At 66.4% G+C, this 19029-nt stretch carries 15 protein-coding genes; 12 read left to right on the top strand and 3 right to left on the bottom strand.

What is annotated here, in order from left to right; translation table 11 throughout:
* Positions 1 to 26 precede the first annotated feature (26 nt).
* Both hyi and gcl read right to left on the bottom strand, forming a co-directional pair.
* Positions 27 to 803, bottom strand: a complete 777-nt coding sequence (gene hyi / locus FHS02_RS09355) for a hydroxypyruvate isomerase (protein WP_137313174.1) — start codon at positions 801 to 803, stop codon at positions 27 to 29.
* A 47-nt stretch (positions 804 to 850) separates the two neighbouring features.
* Positions 851 to 2629: a glyoxylate carboligase gene (gcl, locus tag FHS02_RS09360; RefSeq protein WP_137313175.1), complete on the bottom strand. Its 1779-nt coding sequence runs from the start codon at positions 2627 to 2629 to the stop codon at positions 851 to 853.
* Positions 2630 to 2730: 101 nt separating this feature from the next.
* On the opposite strand from gcl, the gene FHS02_RS09365 reads away from it, so the two are divergent.
* Complete coding sequence (locus FHS02_RS09365) at positions 2731 to 3648, top strand: LysR family transcriptional regulator (RefSeq protein ID WP_137313176.1); 918 nt, start codon at positions 2731 to 2733, stop codon at positions 3646 to 3648.
* 150 nt (positions 3649 to 3798) lie between these two features.
* Here FHS02_RS09365 and FHS02_RS09370 read toward each other — a convergent pair whose 3' ends face one another.
* Positions 3799 to 4632 (bottom strand): 3-keto-disaccharide hydrolase, encoded by an 834-nt coding sequence (locus tag FHS02_RS09370; RefSeq protein WP_137313177.1) that lies wholly within the window; start codon positions 4630 to 4632, stop codon positions 3799 to 3801.
* Positions 4633 to 4907: 275 nt separating this feature from the next.
* Between FHS02_RS09370 and FHS02_RS09375 the strand changes: the two genes are divergently transcribed.
* The 11 genes from FHS02_RS09375 (at position 4908) to FHS02_RS09425 (ending at position 18927) form a co-directional block, all read left to right on the top strand.
* Entirely contained in the window at positions 4908 to 6509 is a 1602-nt protein-coding gene (locus tag FHS02_RS09375) for an EAL domain-containing protein (protein WP_137313178.1), read from the top strand.
* A gap of 117 nt (positions 6510 to 6626) precedes the next feature.
* On the top strand, positions 6627 to 7517 hold the full coding sequence (locus FHS02_RS09380) for an AraC family transcriptional regulator (RefSeq protein ID WP_137313179.1): 891 nt from the start codon (positions 6627 to 6629) through the stop codon (positions 7515 to 7517).
* A gap of 76 nt (positions 7518 to 7593) precedes the next feature.
* Complete coding sequence (locus FHS02_RS09385) at positions 7594 to 8226, top strand: gluconate 2-dehydrogenase subunit 3 family protein (protein WP_137313180.1); 633 nt, start codon at positions 7594 to 7596, stop codon at positions 8224 to 8226.
* Positions 8227 to 8228: 2 nt separating this feature from the next.
* The gene (locus FHS02_RS09390; RefSeq protein WP_137313181.1) at positions 8229 to 9968 is read left to right on the top strand and encodes a GMC oxidoreductase; all 1740 of its coding nucleotides are present in this window, start codon (positions 8229 to 8231) and stop codon (positions 9966 to 9968) included.
* Positions 9969 to 9989: 21 nt separating this feature from the next.
* Complete coding sequence (locus FHS02_RS09395) at positions 9990 to 10850, top strand: sugar phosphate isomerase/epimerase family protein (RefSeq protein ID WP_137313182.1); 861 nt, start codon at positions 9990 to 9992, stop codon at positions 10848 to 10850.
* A 4-nt stretch (positions 10851 to 10854) separates the two neighbouring features.
* Entirely contained in the window at positions 10855 to 12345 is a 1491-nt protein-coding gene (locus FHS02_RS09400) for a sugar ABC transporter ATP-binding protein (RefSeq protein WP_137313183.1), read from the top strand.
* Positions 12323 to 13336 (top strand): ABC transporter permease, encoded by a 1014-nt coding sequence (locus tag FHS02_RS09405; RefSeq protein ID WP_137313184.1) that lies wholly within the window; start codon positions 12323 to 12325, stop codon positions 13334 to 13336. Before FHS02_RS09400 ends, FHS02_RS09405 begins: the two co-directional genes overlap by 23 nt.
* A gap of 20 nt (positions 13337 to 13356) precedes the next feature.
* Positions 13357 to 14319, top strand: coding sequence for a substrate-binding domain-containing protein (locus FHS02_RS09410; protein ID WP_137313185.1), 963 nt, complete (start codon positions 13357 to 13359; stop codon positions 14317 to 14319).
* Between the two features lie 42 nt (positions 14320 to 14361).
* Entirely contained in the window at positions 14362 to 15417 is a 1056-nt protein-coding gene (locus tag FHS02_RS09415) for a sugar phosphate isomerase/epimerase family protein (protein WP_137313186.1), read from the top strand.
* Positions 15414 to 16598: a Gfo/Idh/MocA family protein gene (locus FHS02_RS09420; RefSeq protein WP_229422559.1), complete on the top strand. Its 1185-nt coding sequence runs from the start codon at positions 15414 to 15416 to the stop codon at positions 16596 to 16598. The genes FHS02_RS09415 and FHS02_RS09420 overlap by 4 nt, the downstream gene beginning before the upstream one ends.
* Before the next feature lie 136 nt (positions 16599 to 16734).
* Entirely contained in the window at positions 16735 to 18927 is a 2193-nt protein-coding gene (locus tag FHS02_RS09425) for a TonB-dependent siderophore receptor (RefSeq protein ID WP_137313187.1), read from the top strand.
* The last annotated feature ends 102 nt before the right edge of the window (positions 18928 to 19029 follow it).

Genomic DNA, 19029 nt, shown 5'->3' on the forward strand with positions numbered 1-19029 from the left:
TTCAGTCGTACGTTCGGGTACTACAGTTACTTGACTTCCTGCAGCCAGCGCAGGCCTTCGCGGGTGTCGCCGGCCGGCTTGTATTCGCAGCCGATCCAGCCGTCATAGCCGATCCTGTCGATGTGGCGGAACAGCCAGCCGTAGTTGATCTCGCCGGTGCCCGGTTCGTTGCGGCCCGGGTTGTCGGCGACCTGGATGTGGCCGATGCGGCCCAGGTGGCGCGACAGCGTGGCGCCCAGCTCGCCTTCGGTGCGCTGCGCGTGGTACACGTCGTACTGCACGAACAGGTTGTCGGAGCCCACGTCGTCCAGGATGCGCAGCGCCTGTTCCGTGCGGCTCAGGTAGAAGCCGGGAATGTCGTACGTGTTGATCGGTTCGATCAGCAGCCGGATCCCCGCTTCCTTGAGCTTCGCCGCGGCGTAGGCCAGGTTGTCGACGACCGTCTGGCGCAACACATCCTCGGGAACGCCGGCCGGCGCGATGCCGACCAGGCAGTTCACGGTGCGGCAGCGCAGCGCGGTGGCGTATTCGATCGCACGGTCCACGCCGGCGCGGAATTCCTCCACGCGATCGGGATGGCAGGCGATGCCGCGCTCGCCCTTCTCCCAGTTCCCGGCGGGCAGGTTGTGCAATACCTGCGTCAGGCCCTGCTGCTCCAGCTGCGCCGCCAGTTCTTCCTTGGCGAACGGATACGGGAACAGGTATTCGACACCCTTGAAGCCCGCGTCGGCGGCGGCCTTGAAGCGTTCCAGGAACGGCAGCTCGTTGAAGAGCATGGTCAGGTTGGCTGCGAATCTTGGCATGGTGGTTCTCCTTGTTGGCTCGTGCAGTGCTGATTGCTTGTTGCTGATTACTTCAGGCGTGGAACGACGGCGGTCGGTGCGTCGCCCTCTTCCGTGGCCAGCGCCTCGAATTCGTTGATGGCGTTGATTTCGGTGCCCATCGCGATGTTCGTCACGCGTTCCAGCATGATTTCGACGACGACCGGCACGCGGAACTCGCGCATCCAGGCCTTGGCCTTTTCGAATGCCGGCTGGATGTCGGCGATTTCACGCACGCGGATCGCCTTGCAGCCCAGGCCTTCGACGACGGACACGTGGTCCACGCCATACACGCCCAGTTCCGGTGCGTTGATGTTCTCGAACGCCAGCTGCACGCAATAGTCGATGTCGAAGTTGCGCTGCGCCTGGCGGATCAGGCCGAGATAGGCATTGTTGACGACGACATGCAGGTAAGGCAGGCCGAATTGCGCACCGACGGCCAGTTCCTCGATCATGAACTGGAAGTCGTAGTCGCCGGAGATGGCAACGACCTGGCGTTCCGGATCGGCGGCGCAGACGCCCAGCGCGGCGGAAATGGTCCAGCCCAGCGGGCCGGCCTGGCCGCAGTTGATCCAGTTGCGCGGCTTGTACACGTGCAGGAACTGGGCGGCGGCGATCTGCGACAGGCCGATCGTGCTGACGTAGCAGGTCTCCTGGCCGAACGCCTTGTTCATCTCTTCATAGACGCGCTGCGGCTTGATCGGCTCGTTGTCGAAGTGGGTCTTGCGCAGCATCGTGCGCTTGCGCTCCTGGCATTCGGCCACCCAGGCCGAACGGTCCTTCAGCGCACCCAGCGCGTCGAGGCCGCAGGCCACGTTGATCAGCTGGTCCAGCGCGGCGCCGGCGTCGGAGACGATGCCGTAGTCCGGGCCGAACACGCGGCCGATCTGCGTCGGTTCGATGTCGATGTGGACGAACTTGCGGCCTTCCGTGTACACCTCGACCGAGCCGGTGTGGCGGTTGGCCCAGCGGTTGCCGATGCCGATCACGAAGTCGGACGCGAGGATCGTGGCGTTGCCGTAGCGGTGCGACGTCTGCAGGCCGGCCATGCCCGCCATCAGCGGGTGGTCGTCCGGCAGCGCGCCCCATCCCATCAGCGTGGGGATCACCGGCACGTTCAGGATCTCGGCGAATTCCTGCAGCTTGGCCGCGGCGTCGGCGTTGATCACGCCGCCGCCGCACACGATGACCGGGCGCTCGGCCGCGTTCAGCATCTCCAGCGCCTTCTCGGCCTGGGCACGGGTGGCCGCAGGCTTGTACAGCGACAGGCTTTCATAGGTGTCGATGTCGAATTCGATCTCGGCCATCTGCACGTCGAACGGCAGGTCGATCAGCACCGGGCCGGGGCGGCCCGAGCGCATGATGTGGAACGCCTGCTGGAACACGCGCGGCACCAGCGCCGGTTCGCGCACCGTCACCGCCCACTTCGTGACCGGCTTGGCGATCGATTCGATGTCGACCGCCTGGAAGTCTTCCTTGTACAGGCGGGCACGTGGAGCCTGGCCGGTAATGCAGAGAATAGGTATCGAATCGGCGATTGCGGAATACAGTCCCGTGATCATGTCGGTACCGGCCGGGCCGGAGGTGCCGATGCACACGCCGATGTTGCCGGCCTTGGCGCGGGTGAAGCCCTCGGCCATGTGCGAGGCGCCTTCGACGTGCCGTGCCAGCACGTGGCGGAAGCCGCCATCCTTCTTCATCGCCGAATACAGCGGGTTGATCGCCGCGCCCGGCACGCCGAATACGGTCGAAACACCTTCCTTGCGCAGTACCGCTGCCGCTGCGTCGATTGCTCTCATACGGGCCATGCTCGTCTCCTGGTTTCAAGTGAATGACCCCAGCATACGGAGATGGCGGAAACTGTTGAATTGCTGCTAGTATTCGATCAGTCGATACTTGGAGTATGGAATTGGACCGTTATACCGAAATCCGCAGTTTTCTGCTTGTCACTGAAAAAGGCAGCTTCGCCGCTGCCGCAGTCGCCGAGGGCGTCACGCCCGTGGTGATGGGGCGCCGCCTGGACGCCCTCGAACGCCGCCTCGGCGTGCGCCTGATGCACCGCTCCACGCGGGGCCTGACGCTGACCGCGCTGGGCGAGCAATTCATCGAACCCTGCCGCCAGCTGTTGCGCGATTTCGACATCGCCGAAAACAGCATCAGTGCCGGCCGCGCCACCGTGCGGGGCCACCTGGTGGTTTCCGCGCCGGCGGCATTCGGCCGCTCGCACGTGGCGCCGCATGCCCCGGCGTTCCGCGCGAACCACCCGGAACTGAAGATGTCGTTCAACCTGACCGACAGCGTGGTGGACCTGGTCCGCGAGGGCTACGACATGGGCATCCGCATCGGCGAGGTCACCGATCCGAACTACGTCGCCGTGCCGCTGTTCCCGAACCGCCGCGTGGTGTGCGGCACCACCGCCTACTTCGAACGCCACGGCATTCCGCGCACGCCGGACGACCTGGTACGCCACAACTGCCTGGCATTCAACCTGCAAGGCGGCCAGCAGCGCGGCTGGATCTTCCAGGACGGCGGCAAGCCGTTCGCCGTGCGCGTGGACGGCGACCTGTCGTGCAACGACGGCGAACTGCTGTTCGACTGGGTGAAACAGGGCCTGGGCATCGGCTGGCGCTCGACCTGGGAGATCCAGGCCGAGCTGAAACGGGGGGAACTGGTGACAGTGCTCGACGAATACGCGGTGCCCAGCTACCCGATCCAGGCCGTGTATCCGCAGCAGCGCTATCTGCCGGCGAAGATCCGGCATTTCATCGATCACCTGAAGCTGGTGTACAACGCGCCGGGGTACTGGGAAAAGGCGCGGGGTAGCTGACCCGGCCGTTTGGTGTCGGACACCGGTCTCATGGTGTCGGACACCGGTGTTTGCGCGATGTCGCGGGAAGCCTGGCGAAAACCGGTGTCCGACACCGAACACCCGGTGTCCGACACCAGAACCCGTCCGCCGTCAACCGGGTTCAGCGCCTCAGAACTTCGCCACCGCCGCCGGCCCATCCAGCTGCTTGACCATGATGTTCCGGTAGAACGTCTCGGCCCCTTCCGACTGGATCGAGAACTTGCCGCGCGCCAGCGGCACGGTCTTGCCGTCCACCTTCTGCAGCGAATTCTCGCCGCGGAACACTTCGTGGCCGTTGACGATGTGGATCAGCGTCTTGCCGTCGGCGATCACTTCCATCGTGTTCCACTCGCCGGACGGTTTCTCGTAGTTGCCCTTCTTCAGGATGCGCGCGGCCAGGCCGGTGCGCAGCGGCAACGCCGGTTCGTAGCGGAAGAATTTCCAGTCGCCCTGGTTGGCATCGCCCACCCGGGCGTCGACGGTCACGCCGTCCAGGCTGTGGTAATCGCCGCAATCGCCTTCCTGGATCTGGAATTCATGGCTGCGCATCCAGTGGCCGCTCTGCGCGCCCTCCGGGCCGACGCCGTAGTACAGCAGGCCGCTGTCGCGCGGCGCGTCGAGCCGCGGGAACCATTTCTTCTCGCCCCACTTGACGTCGAACTTCAGGTGGAAATTGGCGTACTCGCCGACGGTGTGCACGCCGCCCCACTCCTCGCCGGACACGCGCAGCATGCCGTCCACGACCGAGAACACTTTTTTCGGATCGTTGTTGGCGCCACGGATCGTGGTGGGCGTCTTCATGTTGTCGGACGTGGGCTGCATGCTGACCCAGGTGGTCCAGCCGCTCATGTCCTTGCCGTTGAAGAGCGGCTTCCATGCGCCGTCGGCGGCGGACGCGGAGGCGGCGAAGGCGATCGCGGCGGTCATCAGGCCCAGGCGGGCGGTGCGGAGCAGGAAGGTCATCGGTGTCTCGCTGTGTTATGAATGAACAGCGCCCGGAGAGGCGCAAATGGTAGCGCAATCTAACACGCGGCGGGACGGCCGGATAGCACGGAATCGGCAGACATCCCAAGGACGGACAGCCGTTTTGGGATCGGCAACCGCGGCTCAGCCCGGTGCTTGTTTTATACTACGGACCGGGCTGCGATCGTGTATCCGCCCTGCGACGAACGTGCGGGAAGGCTGCCGGAAAGGTACGGAAGGTTACGGATCAGGTGCGAGACGACTTACAAAACGCGATGCGGCACCGCCTCCTGTTCGCCTGCACGGCAGTGGCGGCGCTGGCCGCGCTGGCGCTTTCGCCATGGCTGGCGTGGCGCGAAGCGGAACGCCACGCCTATGCCGCGCAGGCCAGCCTGGCCACGCGCTTTGCCCAGGACGTACTGCACCGGTCCGACGAAATGGTGCGCCAGTCGCTGGCCGGCGTTGCCCTGCTGGCGCGCTCTCCGGACGGGCCCTGCACGCCCGGTCAGCGGGCGATCATGCGGCGCATCGACCTGACGTCGACCTACATCCAGGCGATCGGCCAGGTGCGCGACGGCGTCGTGCGATGCTCGTCGATGGGCGATACGCCGATCCCGCTGGGCAGCCGCATCCTGCGCACCTCGGATGGCCTGCGCATCTACTCGAGCGTGCCTCTCGACGGCAACGACGGCTCGCCGCTGATGGCGATCGAACGCGACGGCTATGCAGCCCTGATCCACACCGACCTGCCGCTCGATGCCGGCTCCGCGATCCCCGGCATGTCGCTCGCCGCCCTGCACCTGGAGCGGCGGCTGGACGAACCCGTGACCATGGCCGCCGGCTACATCGACCGTGCATGGGTAAAGCGGCTGGGAAGCCGGCGCAGTGTCACGTTCACCGATGGCCGCTACCTGGTGGCGGTGGTCCGGTCGCGGGTGCTGCCGACCGCCGGCGTGGCCGCGCTGCCGCTGTCGGAGCTCCCCGCACTGCGCAATGCCGTCGCGCTGCGCCTGGTCCCGGCCGGCGTAGTAGCGGGCGTCGCCATCGCCGCTGCGTTGCTGCTGCTGGCGCGCCGGCAGACGTCGCTCACCACCGCCCTGCGCAGGGGCTTGCGCAACCATGAATTCTTCATGCTGTACCAGCCCGTCGTGGACCTGCAGTCGGGCCGCTGCACCGGCGCCGAGGCGCTGTTGCGCTGGCGCAGGGACACGGGGGAACTGGTCGGCCCCGACGTCTTCATCCCCCTGGCCGAGCAGACCGGCACCATCGGGGCGCTGACGGCGCGCGTGCTCGAGCTGGTCGAACGGGATACCGGGGACTTCCTGGCGGCGCACCCGGGATTCCACCTGGCCGTGAACGTCTCCGCGGCCGACCTGGCGGCCGATCCCATCGTCGGCCTGTTCGACGCGATGCTGGCGCGCGGGGCCATCACCGCCACCAACCTGGTGGTCGAGATCACCGAACGGGGCATCCTCGACATCGAGGCCGCGCGCACGGTCATCGGCGCGCTGCGCGCCCGCGGCATCCATGTGGCGATCGACGATTTCGGCACCGGTTACGCCGGCCTGTCGTACCTCGAATCGCTGCAGGTCGACGCACTCAAGATCGACCGCTCGTTCATCGAGGCGATCGGCACCACGGCGCCGACCAACCAGGTGGTCAGCCACATCATCGCGATGGCTGGCGCGATGCGCCTGGCGATGATCGCCGAAGGCGTGGAAACGCCCGCGCAGGCCGACTACCTGCGTGCCCGCGGCGTCCAGTACGCACAGGGATGGCTGTACGGCAGACCTCAGCCGTTCGAGGACGTGGCGGCACTTTTCGAGCGCGGCGCTGGCAGCGCAGCGCGCTCCCCGGGCGCCGCCACGGGCTCCTGAGCGCCGCTTCTTTCCCGCAAGCGGCGCCGAATTCGTTATAAATTTGTCCGATTTTCTGACACTCCGAAAATTACCGGAATGCTACTATCCGGACATAACAAAACGGAGACAGCCACGATGAGCACCACGGTCATTGGCAGGGGAGTAGTGGTATCCCAGGGGACGCTCGACGAGCGCCCGCAGCCCGGCATCCAGCCTGGCGCGCAATCCACGGCGAAGGCCCGCGCCGGCGCCGCCGCGCAGGCCGAATGCGCCGGTTTTTTCAGCGCCCACGGCATCTCCAAGCCCAGCGCGCTGTTCGACACGCTGGCCGACATGTATTACTTCGCCAAGAACCGCGCGGGCCAGTTCGTGTGGGGCAACCGGCTGCTGCAGGAGCAGCACGACCTTGCCGACGTCAACGATATCCTCGGCAGGACCGACCACGATTTCTTCCGGCGCGATATCGCCGACCGCATCCGCGCCGACGACCTGTCCGTGATGGAGCGCGGCGTCACCGTGAAGAACAAGCTGGAAGTGCTGGGCAGCGCCAGCGGCGAGCTGACCTGGCTGTTCACCACGAAGGCGCCGATCCGCGACCGCCATGGCGAGATCGTCGGCATCGAAGGCTTTTCGCGCGACGTCAAGCGTTCGCAGGACGTCATCGCGCCGTTCCATGAATTCCGCGCCAGCATCGAGTACCTGCAGTGCCACCTGATGGAAAACATCAGCATCGAGCACCTGGCCCGGCTGTCGTGCATGTCGCTGTCGACGTTCGAACGCAAGTTCAAGCAGCATTTCTCGCTGACGCCGAAGCAGTACATCCTGCACCTGAAGGTGCAGGAAGCCTGCCGCCTGCTGCCGCAGGTGAACAACATCGCCCGCGTGGCGGCCGAAACGGGCTTCGGCGGCCAGAGCTATTTCACCAAGCAGTTCCGCACGGTGGTCGGCATCACGCCGAAACAGTATCAACTGTCGCTGGCCGGCCGGGGCACCAGCGTGCGGCGGGCGCGCCCGAACCCGGCCTGACCCGGTGACTGCGAAAGAGCCGCTGAAGCGGCCACGCAGCACCGTCTGAAATCGTTGTCTTTTGGAGGAGACCCGTATGAACCGTGGAGAACAAGGGCCGCGCGAGCCCGCTGCATCGAGAGCCGATCCTGATCCTGTACAGGCCGCCGACGCACAGGTCCACCCTGCCCGCCGTTCCGCCCTGCTGCGCATCGGCGCACTGTGCGGGCTGGCACTGTCCGGCGACATCCTCGCCGCCGTCGCGGCACCCCCCCGCGGCGCGCCGGAGCTGCTGACGCGCGACGAACTGGCGCTGACGGGCGTGCTGGCCGAACTGATCATCCCGCAGACGGATACGCCGGGCGCGCTGGCCGTGGGTGCGCACCGCACCATCGACCACCTGCTGAAGGCGTGCGTGCGCGAGCCCGACCAGGCGGCCTTCCGCGCCGGCCTGGCACGGATCGAGCAAGTGGCGCTGGCCAAGGGCGGCAAGCGCTTCGGCGCCTTGTCGCACGCCCGGCAGGTGGCGCTGCTGCAGGCCATCGACAACGGCGCGGCGCCGTTCAATGGCGCGGACCAGGGCTTTTTCCGCCAGCTGAAAGGCTATGTGGCATTCGCCTATTACACGTCCGAAGCGGGCGCCTCGAAGGAACTGGCCTACCTGCCGTTCCCCGGCGGCTTCACCGGCAGCGTCAAAGTCAACCGATCCACCCGCACCTGGGCACTGTAAACATGGAACCTGTCTCGTCGTTCTACATCAAGACCAGTCCGGAGCGCTTCGATGCGATCGTCGTCGGCTCGGGCATCACCGGCGGCTGGGCCGCCAAGGAACTCACGGAACGCGGCCTGAAGACCCTGATGGTCGAGCGCGGCCGGCCGGTCGAACACGGCGTCGACTACATTGGCGAAAACAAGGACCCGTGGACCATGCCGAACCGCGGCAAGGTCGATGCCAAGGTGGCGGAGGAACAGTTCTTCCACCAGAAGATGTGCTACGCGTTCGACGAACACACGCAGCAGTTCTTCAACAACGACCGCGACATGCCCTACTCCACGCCCGACGGCCGGCCCTTCAGCTGGATCCGCGGCAACCAGCTGGGCGGCAAGTCGCTGATGTGGGCGCGCCAGTCGTACCGGTGGAGCGACCTGGATTTCGAGGCCAACCTGAAGGACGGCCACGGCGTGGACTGGCCGATCCGCTACGCCGACCTGGCGCCGTGGTACAGCCACGTGGAACGGCACGTGGGCATCAGCGGCAGCCGGGAAAACCTGGCCGTGCTGCCGGACAGCGAATTCCTGCCGGCCTTCGACTTCAACACGGTGGAACTGGCCCTGAAACAGAAATTCGACGCGAAATACGCGCCGGCGCGGATGATCATGGGCCGCACCGCCAACCTGCGCACGCCGGGCGAGCACCAGCTGGCCCAGGGCCGCGGCCAGTGCCAGGCGCGCAGCCAGTGCCACCGCGGCTGCTCGTTCGGCGCGTATTTTTCCACCCAAAGCTCGACGCTGCCGCCGGCGGTCGCCACCGGCCGCCTGCGCATCGCCACCGACAGCATCGTGCACAGCGTGATCTACGATGCCAAGACCAACCGGGCCACCGGCGTGCGCATCATCGATGCCAACACGATGGAGATGCGCGAGTTCCACGCCAAGGTCGTGGTGCTGTGCGCATCGACGCTGGCCTCGACGGCGATCCTGCTGAACTCCACGTCGGAAGCGTTCCCGAACGGGCTGGCCAATTCGTCCGGCGTGCTGGGCCACTACCTGATGGACCACCTGTTCGGCGCCGGCGCCAGCGGCCGGGTCGAGGGCTTCGAGAACGATTACTACCAAGGCCGCCGGCCGACCGGCCCGTATATCCCGCGTTTCCGCAACGTGCTGGAAAAACACGAGAAATTCCTGCGCGGCTATGCGCTGTCCGGCGGCGCGGGCCGCGAAGGCTGGACGTCGGCGGCCTACAAGCCCGGCTTCGGCAAGGACTTCAAGGCGATGATCCGCAAGCCCGGGGGCTGGCGTTTCGGCCTCGGCGGCCAGGGCGAGATGCTGCCCCGCTTCGAGAACATGGTGAGCCTGCATCCGACGAAGAAGGACAAATGGGGCATGCCCCAGCTGCACATCGACTGCAGCTATTCCGACAACGACCGCAAGATGCAGCAGGATATCGCCGACACGGCCGCCAACATCCTCGAGGACCTGGGCCTGAAGGATATCGAGAAACACATCAAGTCGCTGGAAGACTGGCCGCCCGGCCTGTCGATCCACGAGATGGGCACGGCGCGCATGGGCCGCGACCCGAAGACGTCGGTACTGAACGGTTTCAACCAGGCGCACGACGTGCCGAACCTGTTCGTCACCGATGGTGCCGCGATGGCTTCCTGCGCGTGGCAGAACCCGTCGCTGACCTTCATGGCGATGACGGTCCGCGCCTGCGCCTACGCGGTGGACGAGCTGAAGGCCGGCCGCATCTGATATGCAAACAAGGGAGACACGATGAAAACGATGCAGACGATGAAACTGGCGGCGCTGATGGCGCTGTCCGCAGCAACACTGGGCAACGTGGCGATGGCCCAGGCCGCGCAGCCGCGCCTCGGCGTGCAGCTGTGGTCCGTCAAGGACGAGATCAAGCAGGACTTCGAGGGCACGCTGGCGAAGATCGGGAAACTGGGCTTCCAGGGCGTGGAGTTCGCCGGCGAGTTCGGTCCCTACAAGGACAACCCGGGCGGCCTGAAGGCGTTCCTGGACAAGAACAAGCTGCAATGCGCGGGCGCCCACATGCATTTCGATGCGCTGGCCGACGCGAAGTTCGAGGCCACCACGGCGTTCTACAAGACGCTGGGCTGCTCGAACCTGGTCATCTCGATGGATGCACGTGGCAAGACCACCGCGGGCAGCGCAGAAATGAGCAAGCAGCTTACGGCATTGTCGGGCAAGCTGGCCGGCAAGGGCATGCGCATCGGCTATCACAACCACGCCGAGGAATTCGCCGGCGCGGTGGGCAGCACGCCGTGGGACGTGATCGCGAAGAACACGCCGAAGGCCTCGATCATGCAGCAGGACGTGGGCTGGACCACGTATGCGGGCAAGGATCCCGTCGCCTACGTGCAGGCCTACCCGGGCCGCACCACCACCACGCACTTCAAGGCCAAGCTGGCCGAAGGCGCGGCCGGCACGCCGATCATCGGCCAGGACAAGACCGACTGGGCCGGCCTGGCCCGCGCCGTGCGCCAGGTCGGCGGCACCGACTGGATCATCATCGAGCAGGAAGAGTACCCGAACGGCATGGGCCAGCTGGAAACGGTGGCCGCGTCGCTGAAGGGCCTGCAGGCCGTGCTGGCGAAACTGCCGAAGTGACGCGATGAGCCTTTCCGTACGTTTCAGCCACGTCGTCAAGGAATTCGGCCCGGTGCGCGTGCTGCACGGCGTCGACTTCGCGCTGGAGGCGGGCCGCGTGGTCGGCCTGCTGGGCGAGAACGGCGCCGGCAAGTCGACGCTGATGAAGATCCTGGCCGGCTACGAGCACCCGACCGGCGGGCAGCTGGTGGTCGATGGCGTGGAGCGCCGGTTCGCCAGCGCCCGCGATGCCGAAGCGCTCGGCATCGCGCTGATCCACCAGGAATTCAACCTGGCCGAACACCTGTCGATCGCGCAGAACATCTTCCTGGGCCATGAAAAAACGCGCGGCTGGCTGCTCGACCACCAGGCCATGGCGCGCGACGCCGCCCGCTACCTGGAACAGGTGGGCCTGGATGCCGATCCCGGCACGCGCGTATCGGAACTGATCGTCGCCGAAAAACAGCTGGTGGAAATCGCCAAGGCGCTGTCGCGCAACGCGCGCCTGCTGATCATGGACGAACCGACCGCCACGCTGTCGCCCGGCGAAACGGCCAAGCTGTTCACGCTGATGGCACGGCTGAAGGCCGAAGGCGTGACGATCATCTATATCTCGCACAAGCTCGACGAGATGGAAGCGCATACCGACGAGGTGGTGGTCATGCGCGACGGCAAATTCGTCGCGCGCGCCAACACGGCCGACGTCAACCGCCAGCAGATGGCCAACCTGATGGTGGGCCGCGACGTCTCGGACATGTTCGTGCCCAAGGCGCCGCCCGCCGCGAACGCGCCGGTGCTGCTGGGGGTTTCCGGCCTCACGGTGCCGGGCTGGGTCGAAGGCCTGAGCTTCGACGTGCGCGCCGGCGAAATCCTCGGCTTCGCCGGGCTGGTCGGTGCCGGCCGCACCGAGGCGTTTGAAAGCATCGTCGGGCTGCGGCCGCGCAGCGCCGGCACGGTGGCCATCGCCGGCCGGAACGTGAAAATCCGCAGCCCGCGCGACGCCATGGCCGAAGGCCTCACTTACCTGAGCGAGGACCGCAAGGGCAAGGGCCTGCACATGGACCTGAACCTGCGCGAAAACCTGACGATGATGACGCTGGAGCGCGACGCCCGCCCCTGGGTCGACCCGAAGGCGGGCCGCGCCGCGCTGGACCAGGCGATCGCCGATTTCGGCATCCGGCTGCGCGACCCGGACTGCGCGGCCCGCTCGCTGTCCGGCGGCAACCAGCAGAAACTGGCCCTCGCCAAATACCTGCGGCCCGGCCCGAAGATCGTCGTGCTGGACGAACCGACCCGCGGCGTCGACGTGGGCGCCAAGCGCGACATCTATGCGCTGATCCACCGGCTGGCGGCCGAAGGGCGCGCCGTGGTCGTCATCTCGTCCGAACTGATCGAACTGATCGGCCTGTGCCACCGCGTCGCCGTGCTGCACGGCGGCCGGCTGAACGCCGTGCTGGGCCCGGACCAACTCACCGAAGAAAACCTGATCTCCCATGCAACCAACACCCACCACTGAAAGCGGCCCAGGCCTGCCTGCCGTTGCGCGACTGTCCGGCAGATTCAAGGGCGCCGGCCCCGTGATTGCACTGATCCTGCTGTGCATCGCCGGCGCACTCCTGAATCCCGGCTTCGCCACGTTCGACAACCTGATGAACGTGCTGACCCGCACCGCCTTCATCGGCATCATCGCCGTCGGCATGACGTTCGTCATCGCTTCCGGCGGCATCGACCTGTCGGTCGGCTCGATGGCCGCGCTGGTCGCCGGCGTGATGATCGTCGCGATGAACGCCCTGGCACTGGGCGCGTCGCCACCCTCCCCGGTGGCGATCGTGGTGATCGGCATCGCACTGGCGCTGGCCTTCGGCGCCGTCGCCGGGCTGGCGCACGGCTTCCTCGTCACGCACGGGCGCATCGAGCCGTTCATCGTCACGCTGGGCACACTGGGCATCTTCCGCGCCGTGCTCACGTGGCTGTCCGACGGCGGCGCCATCACGCTCGACTTCAACCTGTCCGAAACCTACGGTCCGGTGTACTACCAGAGCGTGCTGGGCGTGCCGATCCCCGTGTGGATCTTCGCGCTGGTGGCCATCGCCGGCGTCGTCATCCTGAACCGCACGCCTTTCGGCCAGCACGTGCAGGCGATCGGCTCGAACGAACAGGTGGCCCGCTATGCATCGATCCGCGTCGACCGCGTCAAGACGCTGACGTACCTGCTGCTGGGCGTGTGCGTGGCGATCGCCACGATCCTGTACGTGCCCCGCCTGGGCTCGGCCACGCCGACCACCGGCATCCTGTGGGAGCTGGAGGCGATTGCGGCCGTCGTCGTCGGCGGCACGTCGCTGAAAGGCGGCTCGGGTCGCATCATGGGCACCGTGATCGGCGCGATCCTGCTGTCCGTGATCGGCAATATCCTGAACCTCACCAGCATCATCAGCGTGTACCTGAACGCCGCCGTGCAGGGTGTCGTCATCATCACCGTGGCCTACCTGCAGCGTGGCCGCCGCTAAGTCTTTACAAGGAAAAACGTATGCACTTCATCAACAAGATCGCCGCCGCCTGCCTGCTGGCCAGTGCCGGCCAAGTCATTGCAGCCCAACCCGTGACAGCGCAACCCGTCACGCTCGGCGTGGCGATCCCCACCGCCACGCACGGCTTCACCGGCGGCATCGTGTGGTGGGCCAACCAGGCCAAGAAGGAACTGGAAGCGGCCAACCCCGGCCTGAAGGTCATCGTCAAGACGGCCGGCAGCTCGCCGGAACAGGCCAACCAGGTGCAGGATCTGCTCGTCGTGAACAAGATCAATGCGCTGGTGATCCTGCCGCTGGAGTCGGCCTCGCTGACGCAGCCCGTGGCGCAGGTGAAAAGCAAGGGCGTGTACGTGACGGTGGTCGACCGCGGCCTCACCAGCCCGAACGCGCAGAATGCCTACGTGGCCGGCGACAACACGGCCTTCGGCCGCCTGCCGGCCGAGTACCTGGCGAAAAAACTGAACGGCAAGGGCAATATCGTCGTGTTGCGCGGCATGCCCAGCACGATCGACAACGAGCGCGTGAATGCCTTTAACGCGGAAATCGCCAAGCATCCCGGCATCAAGGTGCTCGACGCCAAGTACGGCAACTGGAACCGCGACGATGCGTTCAAGGTCACGCAGGACTACCTGACCCGCTTCAAGGCGATCGATGCCGTGTGGGCGGCCGACGACGACATGGCGATCGGCGCGCTGAAGGCGATCGAACAGGCCAGGCGCACCGACATCAAGGAAGTGTTCGGGGGCGCGGGCGCCAAGTTCGCCGTCAAGAAGGTGATCGACGGCGACCGGCTGATCCAGGCGAACGTGTCGTACTCGCCGAAGTTCATCTACGACGCGATCAAGATGACCGCCAACGCCCGCCTGAAGGGCGAGACGCTGCCGGCCAAGACGATCATTCCGTCGGTGCTGATCACGCGCGCCAACGCCAGCCAGTTCTATTACCCGAATTCCCCGTACTGAAGCGATTCGGCGCACCGACACTTTTTCATTTCAAGGAACAGCATGAAGACCATCAAGGGACCGGCGATCTTCCTCGCCCAGTTCATGGGCGCCGAAGCGCCGTTCGACACGCTGGCCGGCCTGGCCGGCTGGGCCAAGGGACTCGGCTACGAAGCCGTGCAGCTGCCCACCGACCCGCGCCTGATCGACCTGGACAAGGCCGCCGGCAGCCAGACCTACTGCGACGAGATCACCGGCGTGCTGGCCGAGCACGGGCTGAAGATCACCGAGCTGTCCACGCACCTGCAGGGGCAGCTGGTGGCGGTGCATCCCGCCTATGACGCGCTGTTCGACGGCTTCGCGGCACCGCACGTGCGCGGCAATCCGCAGGCGCGGCAGGAATGGGCCGTGGGCCAGGTGAAGGCGGCGGCGCAGGCGTCGCGGCGCCTCGGGCTGACCACGCACGCGAGCTTTTCCGGCGCCCTCGCCTGGCCCTACCTGTACCCGTGGCCGCAGCGCCCGGCCGGCCTGGTCGAGGAAGCGTTCGGCGAGCTGGCGAAACGGTGGAAGCCGATCCTCGACGTGTTCGACGATGCGGGCGTAGACGTGTGCTACGAGCTGCACCCCGGCGAGGACCTGCACGACGGCGTGACGTTCGAACGCTTCCTGGCCGCCACCGGCAACCATCCGCGCGCCAACATCCTGTACGACCCGAGCCACTTCATGCTGCAGCAGCTCGATTACCTGGCGTTCATCGACATCTACCATGAGCGCATCAAGGCTTTCCACGTGAAGGATGCGGAGTTCCGGCCCGACGGCCGGCAAGGCGTCTACGGCGGCTACGGCGGCTGGGTGGACCGCGCCGGCCGCTTCCGCTCGCTGGGCGATGGCCAGATCGATTTCACGGGCATCTTCTCCAAGCTCGCGCAGTACGACTATGCCGGCTGGGCCGTGCTGGAATGGGAGTGCTGCCTGAAGCACCCGGAGGATGGCGCGCGCGAAGGCGCGGAGTTCATCCGCCGCCATATCATCCGCGTGGCCGAACGGGCCTTCGACGATTTCGCCGGCAGCGGCACCGACCGCGGCGCCGTGCGCGCCCTGATGGGGATCCAGGCATGAGCATCATCAACACGAAGGGGTCCGGAACGCCACTGCCCCGCAAGCTCCGCCTCGGCATGGTGGGCGGTGGCGACGGCGCCTTCATCGGCGCCGTGCACCGCATCGCGGCGCGTCTCGACGACTGCTATGAAGTGGTGGCCGGCGCCCTGTCCAGCAACCCCGAACGGGCGCTGGCCAGCGGCACCGCGCTGCGCTTCGACCCGTCGCGCTGCTACGCCGACTACCGCGAGATGGCGCGTGCCGAAGCGGCGCGGCCGGACGGCATCGACGTCGTCGCCATCGTCACGCCGAATCACCTGCACGCGCCGGTGGCCACCGCCTTCCTGGAGGCAGGCATCCACGTCATCTGCGACAAGCCGCTGGGCATCGCCACCGCCGAAGGCGAGGCGCTGGCCGCGCTGGCGCGCGAGAAGAACCGCGTCTTCGCGCTGACGCATACGTACACCGGGTACCCGATGGTGCGCCATGCCCGCGAACTGGTGGCATCGGGCGCGATCGGCGACGTGCGGCTGATCCACGTGGAGTACGCCCAGGACTGGATGGCCGAAGAAGGCCCGCAAAGCGCGGAATTCCAGCGCACCAACTGGCACAACGATCCGGAACGCGCCGGGCCCACCGGGTGCACCAGCGACATCGGCACGCACGCGTTCCAGCTCGCCGGGTTTGTATCCGGCATGCAGCCGAACGAATTGCTGGCCGAACTGCACTCGTTCACGCCGGACCGCGTGCTGGACGACCATGTACAGGTGATGCTGCGCTACCCGAACGGCGCGCGCGGCATGCTGTGGTCGAGCCAGATGGCGACCGGCTGCGAGAACGCGCTGAAGCTGCGGGTATTCGGTGCGAAGGCCAGCCTGGAATTCCACCAGGAAAACCCGAACGAGCTGTGGCTGACGCCACTGGGCGGCAGCGCCCAGCGGCTCACCCGCGGCCGCGTGCGCGGTGCCGCCGCCGAACATGCGACACGCGTGCCGTCCGGCCATCCGGAGGGTTACCTGGAAGCGTTCGCGCAACTGTACCGGGACGCCGCCGCGCGGATCCACGCCGTGGATGCCGGCCTGCCGCTGCCGGCGGAGACCGCCGACCTGCCGACCGTCGACGATGGCGTGGCGGGGATGCGATTCATCGATGCAGTGCTGGAGAGCGACCGGGGCGGGTCGCGGTGGACGAAGCTGGGGTGACCCGACTTAATTGTTGTCCAGTTATATTGTTTACATTGACATAAGAATGAGAATCGTTATCATTCTCGTTCCTTGGTAAATGACCGCTGGTGCGCGTCGTCGTCATGCGCGGCACGCACCGCAAACTGGACAACAAATGAAGAAGAACAAATCGGGCGGCCCGCGCCGCCGACTGGCTCGCCTGCCCCTGTATGCCGGCCTCGCCATGCCGCTGGCCGCCCTCGCCCAGGTTGCCGAGCAGTCGCAACCCGTGATGCCGACCGTGGAAGTGCAGGCGCAGAAGGAAAGCGATACCGGCTACACGATCCGCGTGACGGGTACCGCCACGCCGCTGGGCCTGTCGATCCGCGAGACGCCGCAGGCGGTTTCCGTGATCACCCGCGAACGCATCGAAGACCAGGGCCTGGCGACGATCACCGATGTGGTCAACAACGCCACCGGCGTCTCGGTGAACCAGTACGAAACGCACCGCGCCGGCTTCACGGCGCGCGGCTTCGACATCACCAACCTGCAGATCGACGGCATTCCCACCACCTGGGAACAGTCGTGGAGCGCCGGCGAAACGCTGGGCAGCCTGGCCATCTACGAACGGGTGGAAGTGGTGCGCGGCGCGACCGGCCTGATGACCGGCGCAGGCAATCCGTCCGCCGCCATCAACCTGATCCGCAAGCGCGCCACCAGCAAGGAACTGGCCGGCACCGCCGAAGTGGAGATCGGCCGCTGGAACGAGCGCCGCGCCCTGGTCGACGTGTCCACGGGCCTGAACCAGAGCGGCAGCGTGCGCGCCCGCGTGGTCGGCGAGTACCGCACGGCGGACAGCTGGGTCGACTACCTGGAAAACAAGGACAAGACGGTGTTCGCGACCGTCGAGGCGGACCTCGCACCGGGCACGCTGCTGTCGGCCGGCTTCAGCCGCCAGGAAACCGATCCGAAAGGCTCGATGTGGGGCGGCCTGCCGTTCTACTACACCGACGGCACGCCGACCAACTGGGACCGTTCGAAGACCACGGCCGCCGACTGGACCTCGTGGGCCAGCAGCTACAACAACGCCTTCGTCAACCTGGAACACAACTTCGCCAACGGCTGGCAAGTGCGCGGTTCGTACAGCCGCGGCGAACGCCGGGGCAATTCCTACCTGCTGTACCTGTCGGGCGTTCCCGACCGCGTGACGGGCGTGGGCCTGTCCGCCTTCTCCGGCTCGTACGCCACCCGCTCGAAGCAGGACGACATCAGCCTGCACGCCAGCGGCCCGTTCGCGCTGGGCGGCCGCCAGCACGAGGCGGCATTCGGCTACCTGCACTCGAAGCAGGAATTCAATTCGGACAGCCGCGCCGCCGACTACGGCGACGCGAATTCGGCCGTCGGCGACTTCAACAACTTCAATCCGGGCGCCTATCCGGAGCCGAGCTGGGGTCCGCGCACGTTCTACGAAGCCAGCGAAACCAAGCAGGAAGGCCTGTACGGCGTGCTGCGCTTCTCGCTGGCCGATCCGCTGAAAGTGATCATCGGCGCGCGCGTCAGCAATTACGAGAAAACCGGCTACGGCCTGTGGACCGCCGCGTACACGATCAAGAAGAACCGCGAAGTGACGCCGTACGCCGGCCTGGTCTACGACATCGACCGCAACTGGTCGGCCTACGCCAGCTACACCGACATCTTCCAGCCGCAGAACCTGAAAGACTTCAATGGCGGCCTGCTCGATCCGGTGGTCGGCAAGAGCTATGAAACGGGCATCAAGGGCGCGTTCCTGGACAACCGCCTGAATGCGCAGTTCTCGGTATTCCGCATCAAGCAGGACAAGCTGGGCGTGGAAGTGGGCAATATCGACCGCGACGGCGACGGTCCGCTGCTGCCGGAGACCTACTACCGTGCCGCCGATGGCGCGGTCAGCAAGGGCTTCGAAGCCGAAGTGTCGGGCGAACTGGCACGCGGCTGGAACGCCACCGCCGGCTATGCGTACTTCAAGGCCGAGGATGCCGCCGGCCTGGAGTTCAACAGCATCTACCCGCGCAAGACGTTCCGTGTGTTCACCACCTACCGCTTCCCGGGCGAGCTGAGCAAGCTGACGGTCGGCGGCGGCGCGAACTGGGAAAGCCGCACGTGGACCAACGACCCGACCGCCCCGGCCAATACCAGCGGCCAGATCGTGCAAGGTTCGTTCGCGCTGGTCAACCTGATGGCGCGCTACGACATCAACGACCGCCTGTCGGCCCAGCTGAACGTCGACAACGCGTTCGACAAGACGCACTACGCGATGTTCTCCGCCTTCAACGCGATCACGTACCAGGCGCCGCGCAGCGTATCGGCTACGCTGCGGTACCGGTTCTGACGTAAAAGGCTCCTGGCGAGCACTGAACTGAACCTCAAAAAAAGGGCGTTGCGGGTATAACCCGCAACGCCTTTTTTGCTGGCGCAGTCTGCTTGACCGTCG

Origin of the sequence: Pseudoduganella umbonata, from assembly GCF_014192225.1 — a bacterium.
Lineage (GTDB): Bacteria > Pseudomonadota > Gammaproteobacteria > Burkholderiales > Burkholderiaceae_D > Rugamonas > Rugamonas umbonata.

Bases quoted from the DNA above. Each gene is read 5' to 3' on its own strand.
- FHS02_RS09410 (WP_137313185.1), top strand. From the start codon at position 13,357: ATGCACTTCATCAACAAGATCGCCGCCGCCTGCCTGCTGGCCAGTGCC.
- FHS02_RS09425 (WP_137313187.1), top strand. From the start codon at position 16,735: ATGAAGAAGAACAAATCGGGCGGCCCGCGCCGCCGACTGGCTCGCCTG.
- FHS02_RS09385 (WP_137313180.1), top strand. From the start codon at position 7,594: ATGAACCGTGGAGAACAAGGGCCGCGCGAGCCCGCTGCATCGAGAGCC.
- FHS02_RS09400 (WP_137313183.1), top strand. From the start codon at position 10,855: ATGAGCCTTTCCGTACGTTTCAGCCACGTCGTCAAGGAATTCGGCCCG.
- gcl (WP_137313175.1), bottom strand. From the start codon at position 2,629: ATGGCCCGTATGAGAGCAATCGACGCAGCGGCAGCGGTACTGCGCAAG.
- FHS02_RS09375 (WP_137313178.1), top strand. From the start codon at position 4,908: ATGCGGCACCGCCTCCTGTTCGCCTGCACGGCAGTGGCGGCGCTGGCC.
- FHS02_RS09415 (WP_137313186.1), top strand. From the start codon at position 14,362: ATGAAGACCATCAAGGGACCGGCGATCTTCCTCGCCCAGTTCATGGGC.
- FHS02_RS09395 (WP_137313182.1), top strand. From the start codon at position 9,990: ATGAAAACGATGCAGACGATGAAACTGGCGGCGCTGATGGCGCTGTCC.
- FHS02_RS09370 (WP_137313177.1), bottom strand. From the start codon at position 4,632: ATGACCTTCCTGCTCCGCACCGCCCGCCTGGGCCTGATGACCGCCGCG.
- FHS02_RS09390 (WP_137313181.1), top strand. From the start codon at position 8,229: ATGGAACCTGTCTCGTCGTTCTACATCAAGACCAGTCCGGAGCGCTTC.
- hyi (WP_137313174.1), bottom strand. From the start codon at position 803: ATGCCAAGATTCGCAGCCAACCTGACCATGCTCTTCAACGAGCTGCCG.
- FHS02_RS09380 (WP_137313179.1), top strand. From the start codon at position 6,627: ATGAGCACCACGGTCATTGGCAGGGGAGTAGTGGTATCCCAGGGGACG.
- FHS02_RS09420 (WP_229422559.1), top strand. From the start codon at position 15,414: ATGAGCATCATCAACACGAAGGGGTCCGGAACGCCACTGCCCCGCAAG.
- FHS02_RS09405 (WP_137313184.1), top strand. From the start codon at position 12,323: ATGCAACCAACACCCACCACTGAAAGCGGCCCAGGCCTGCCTGCCGTT.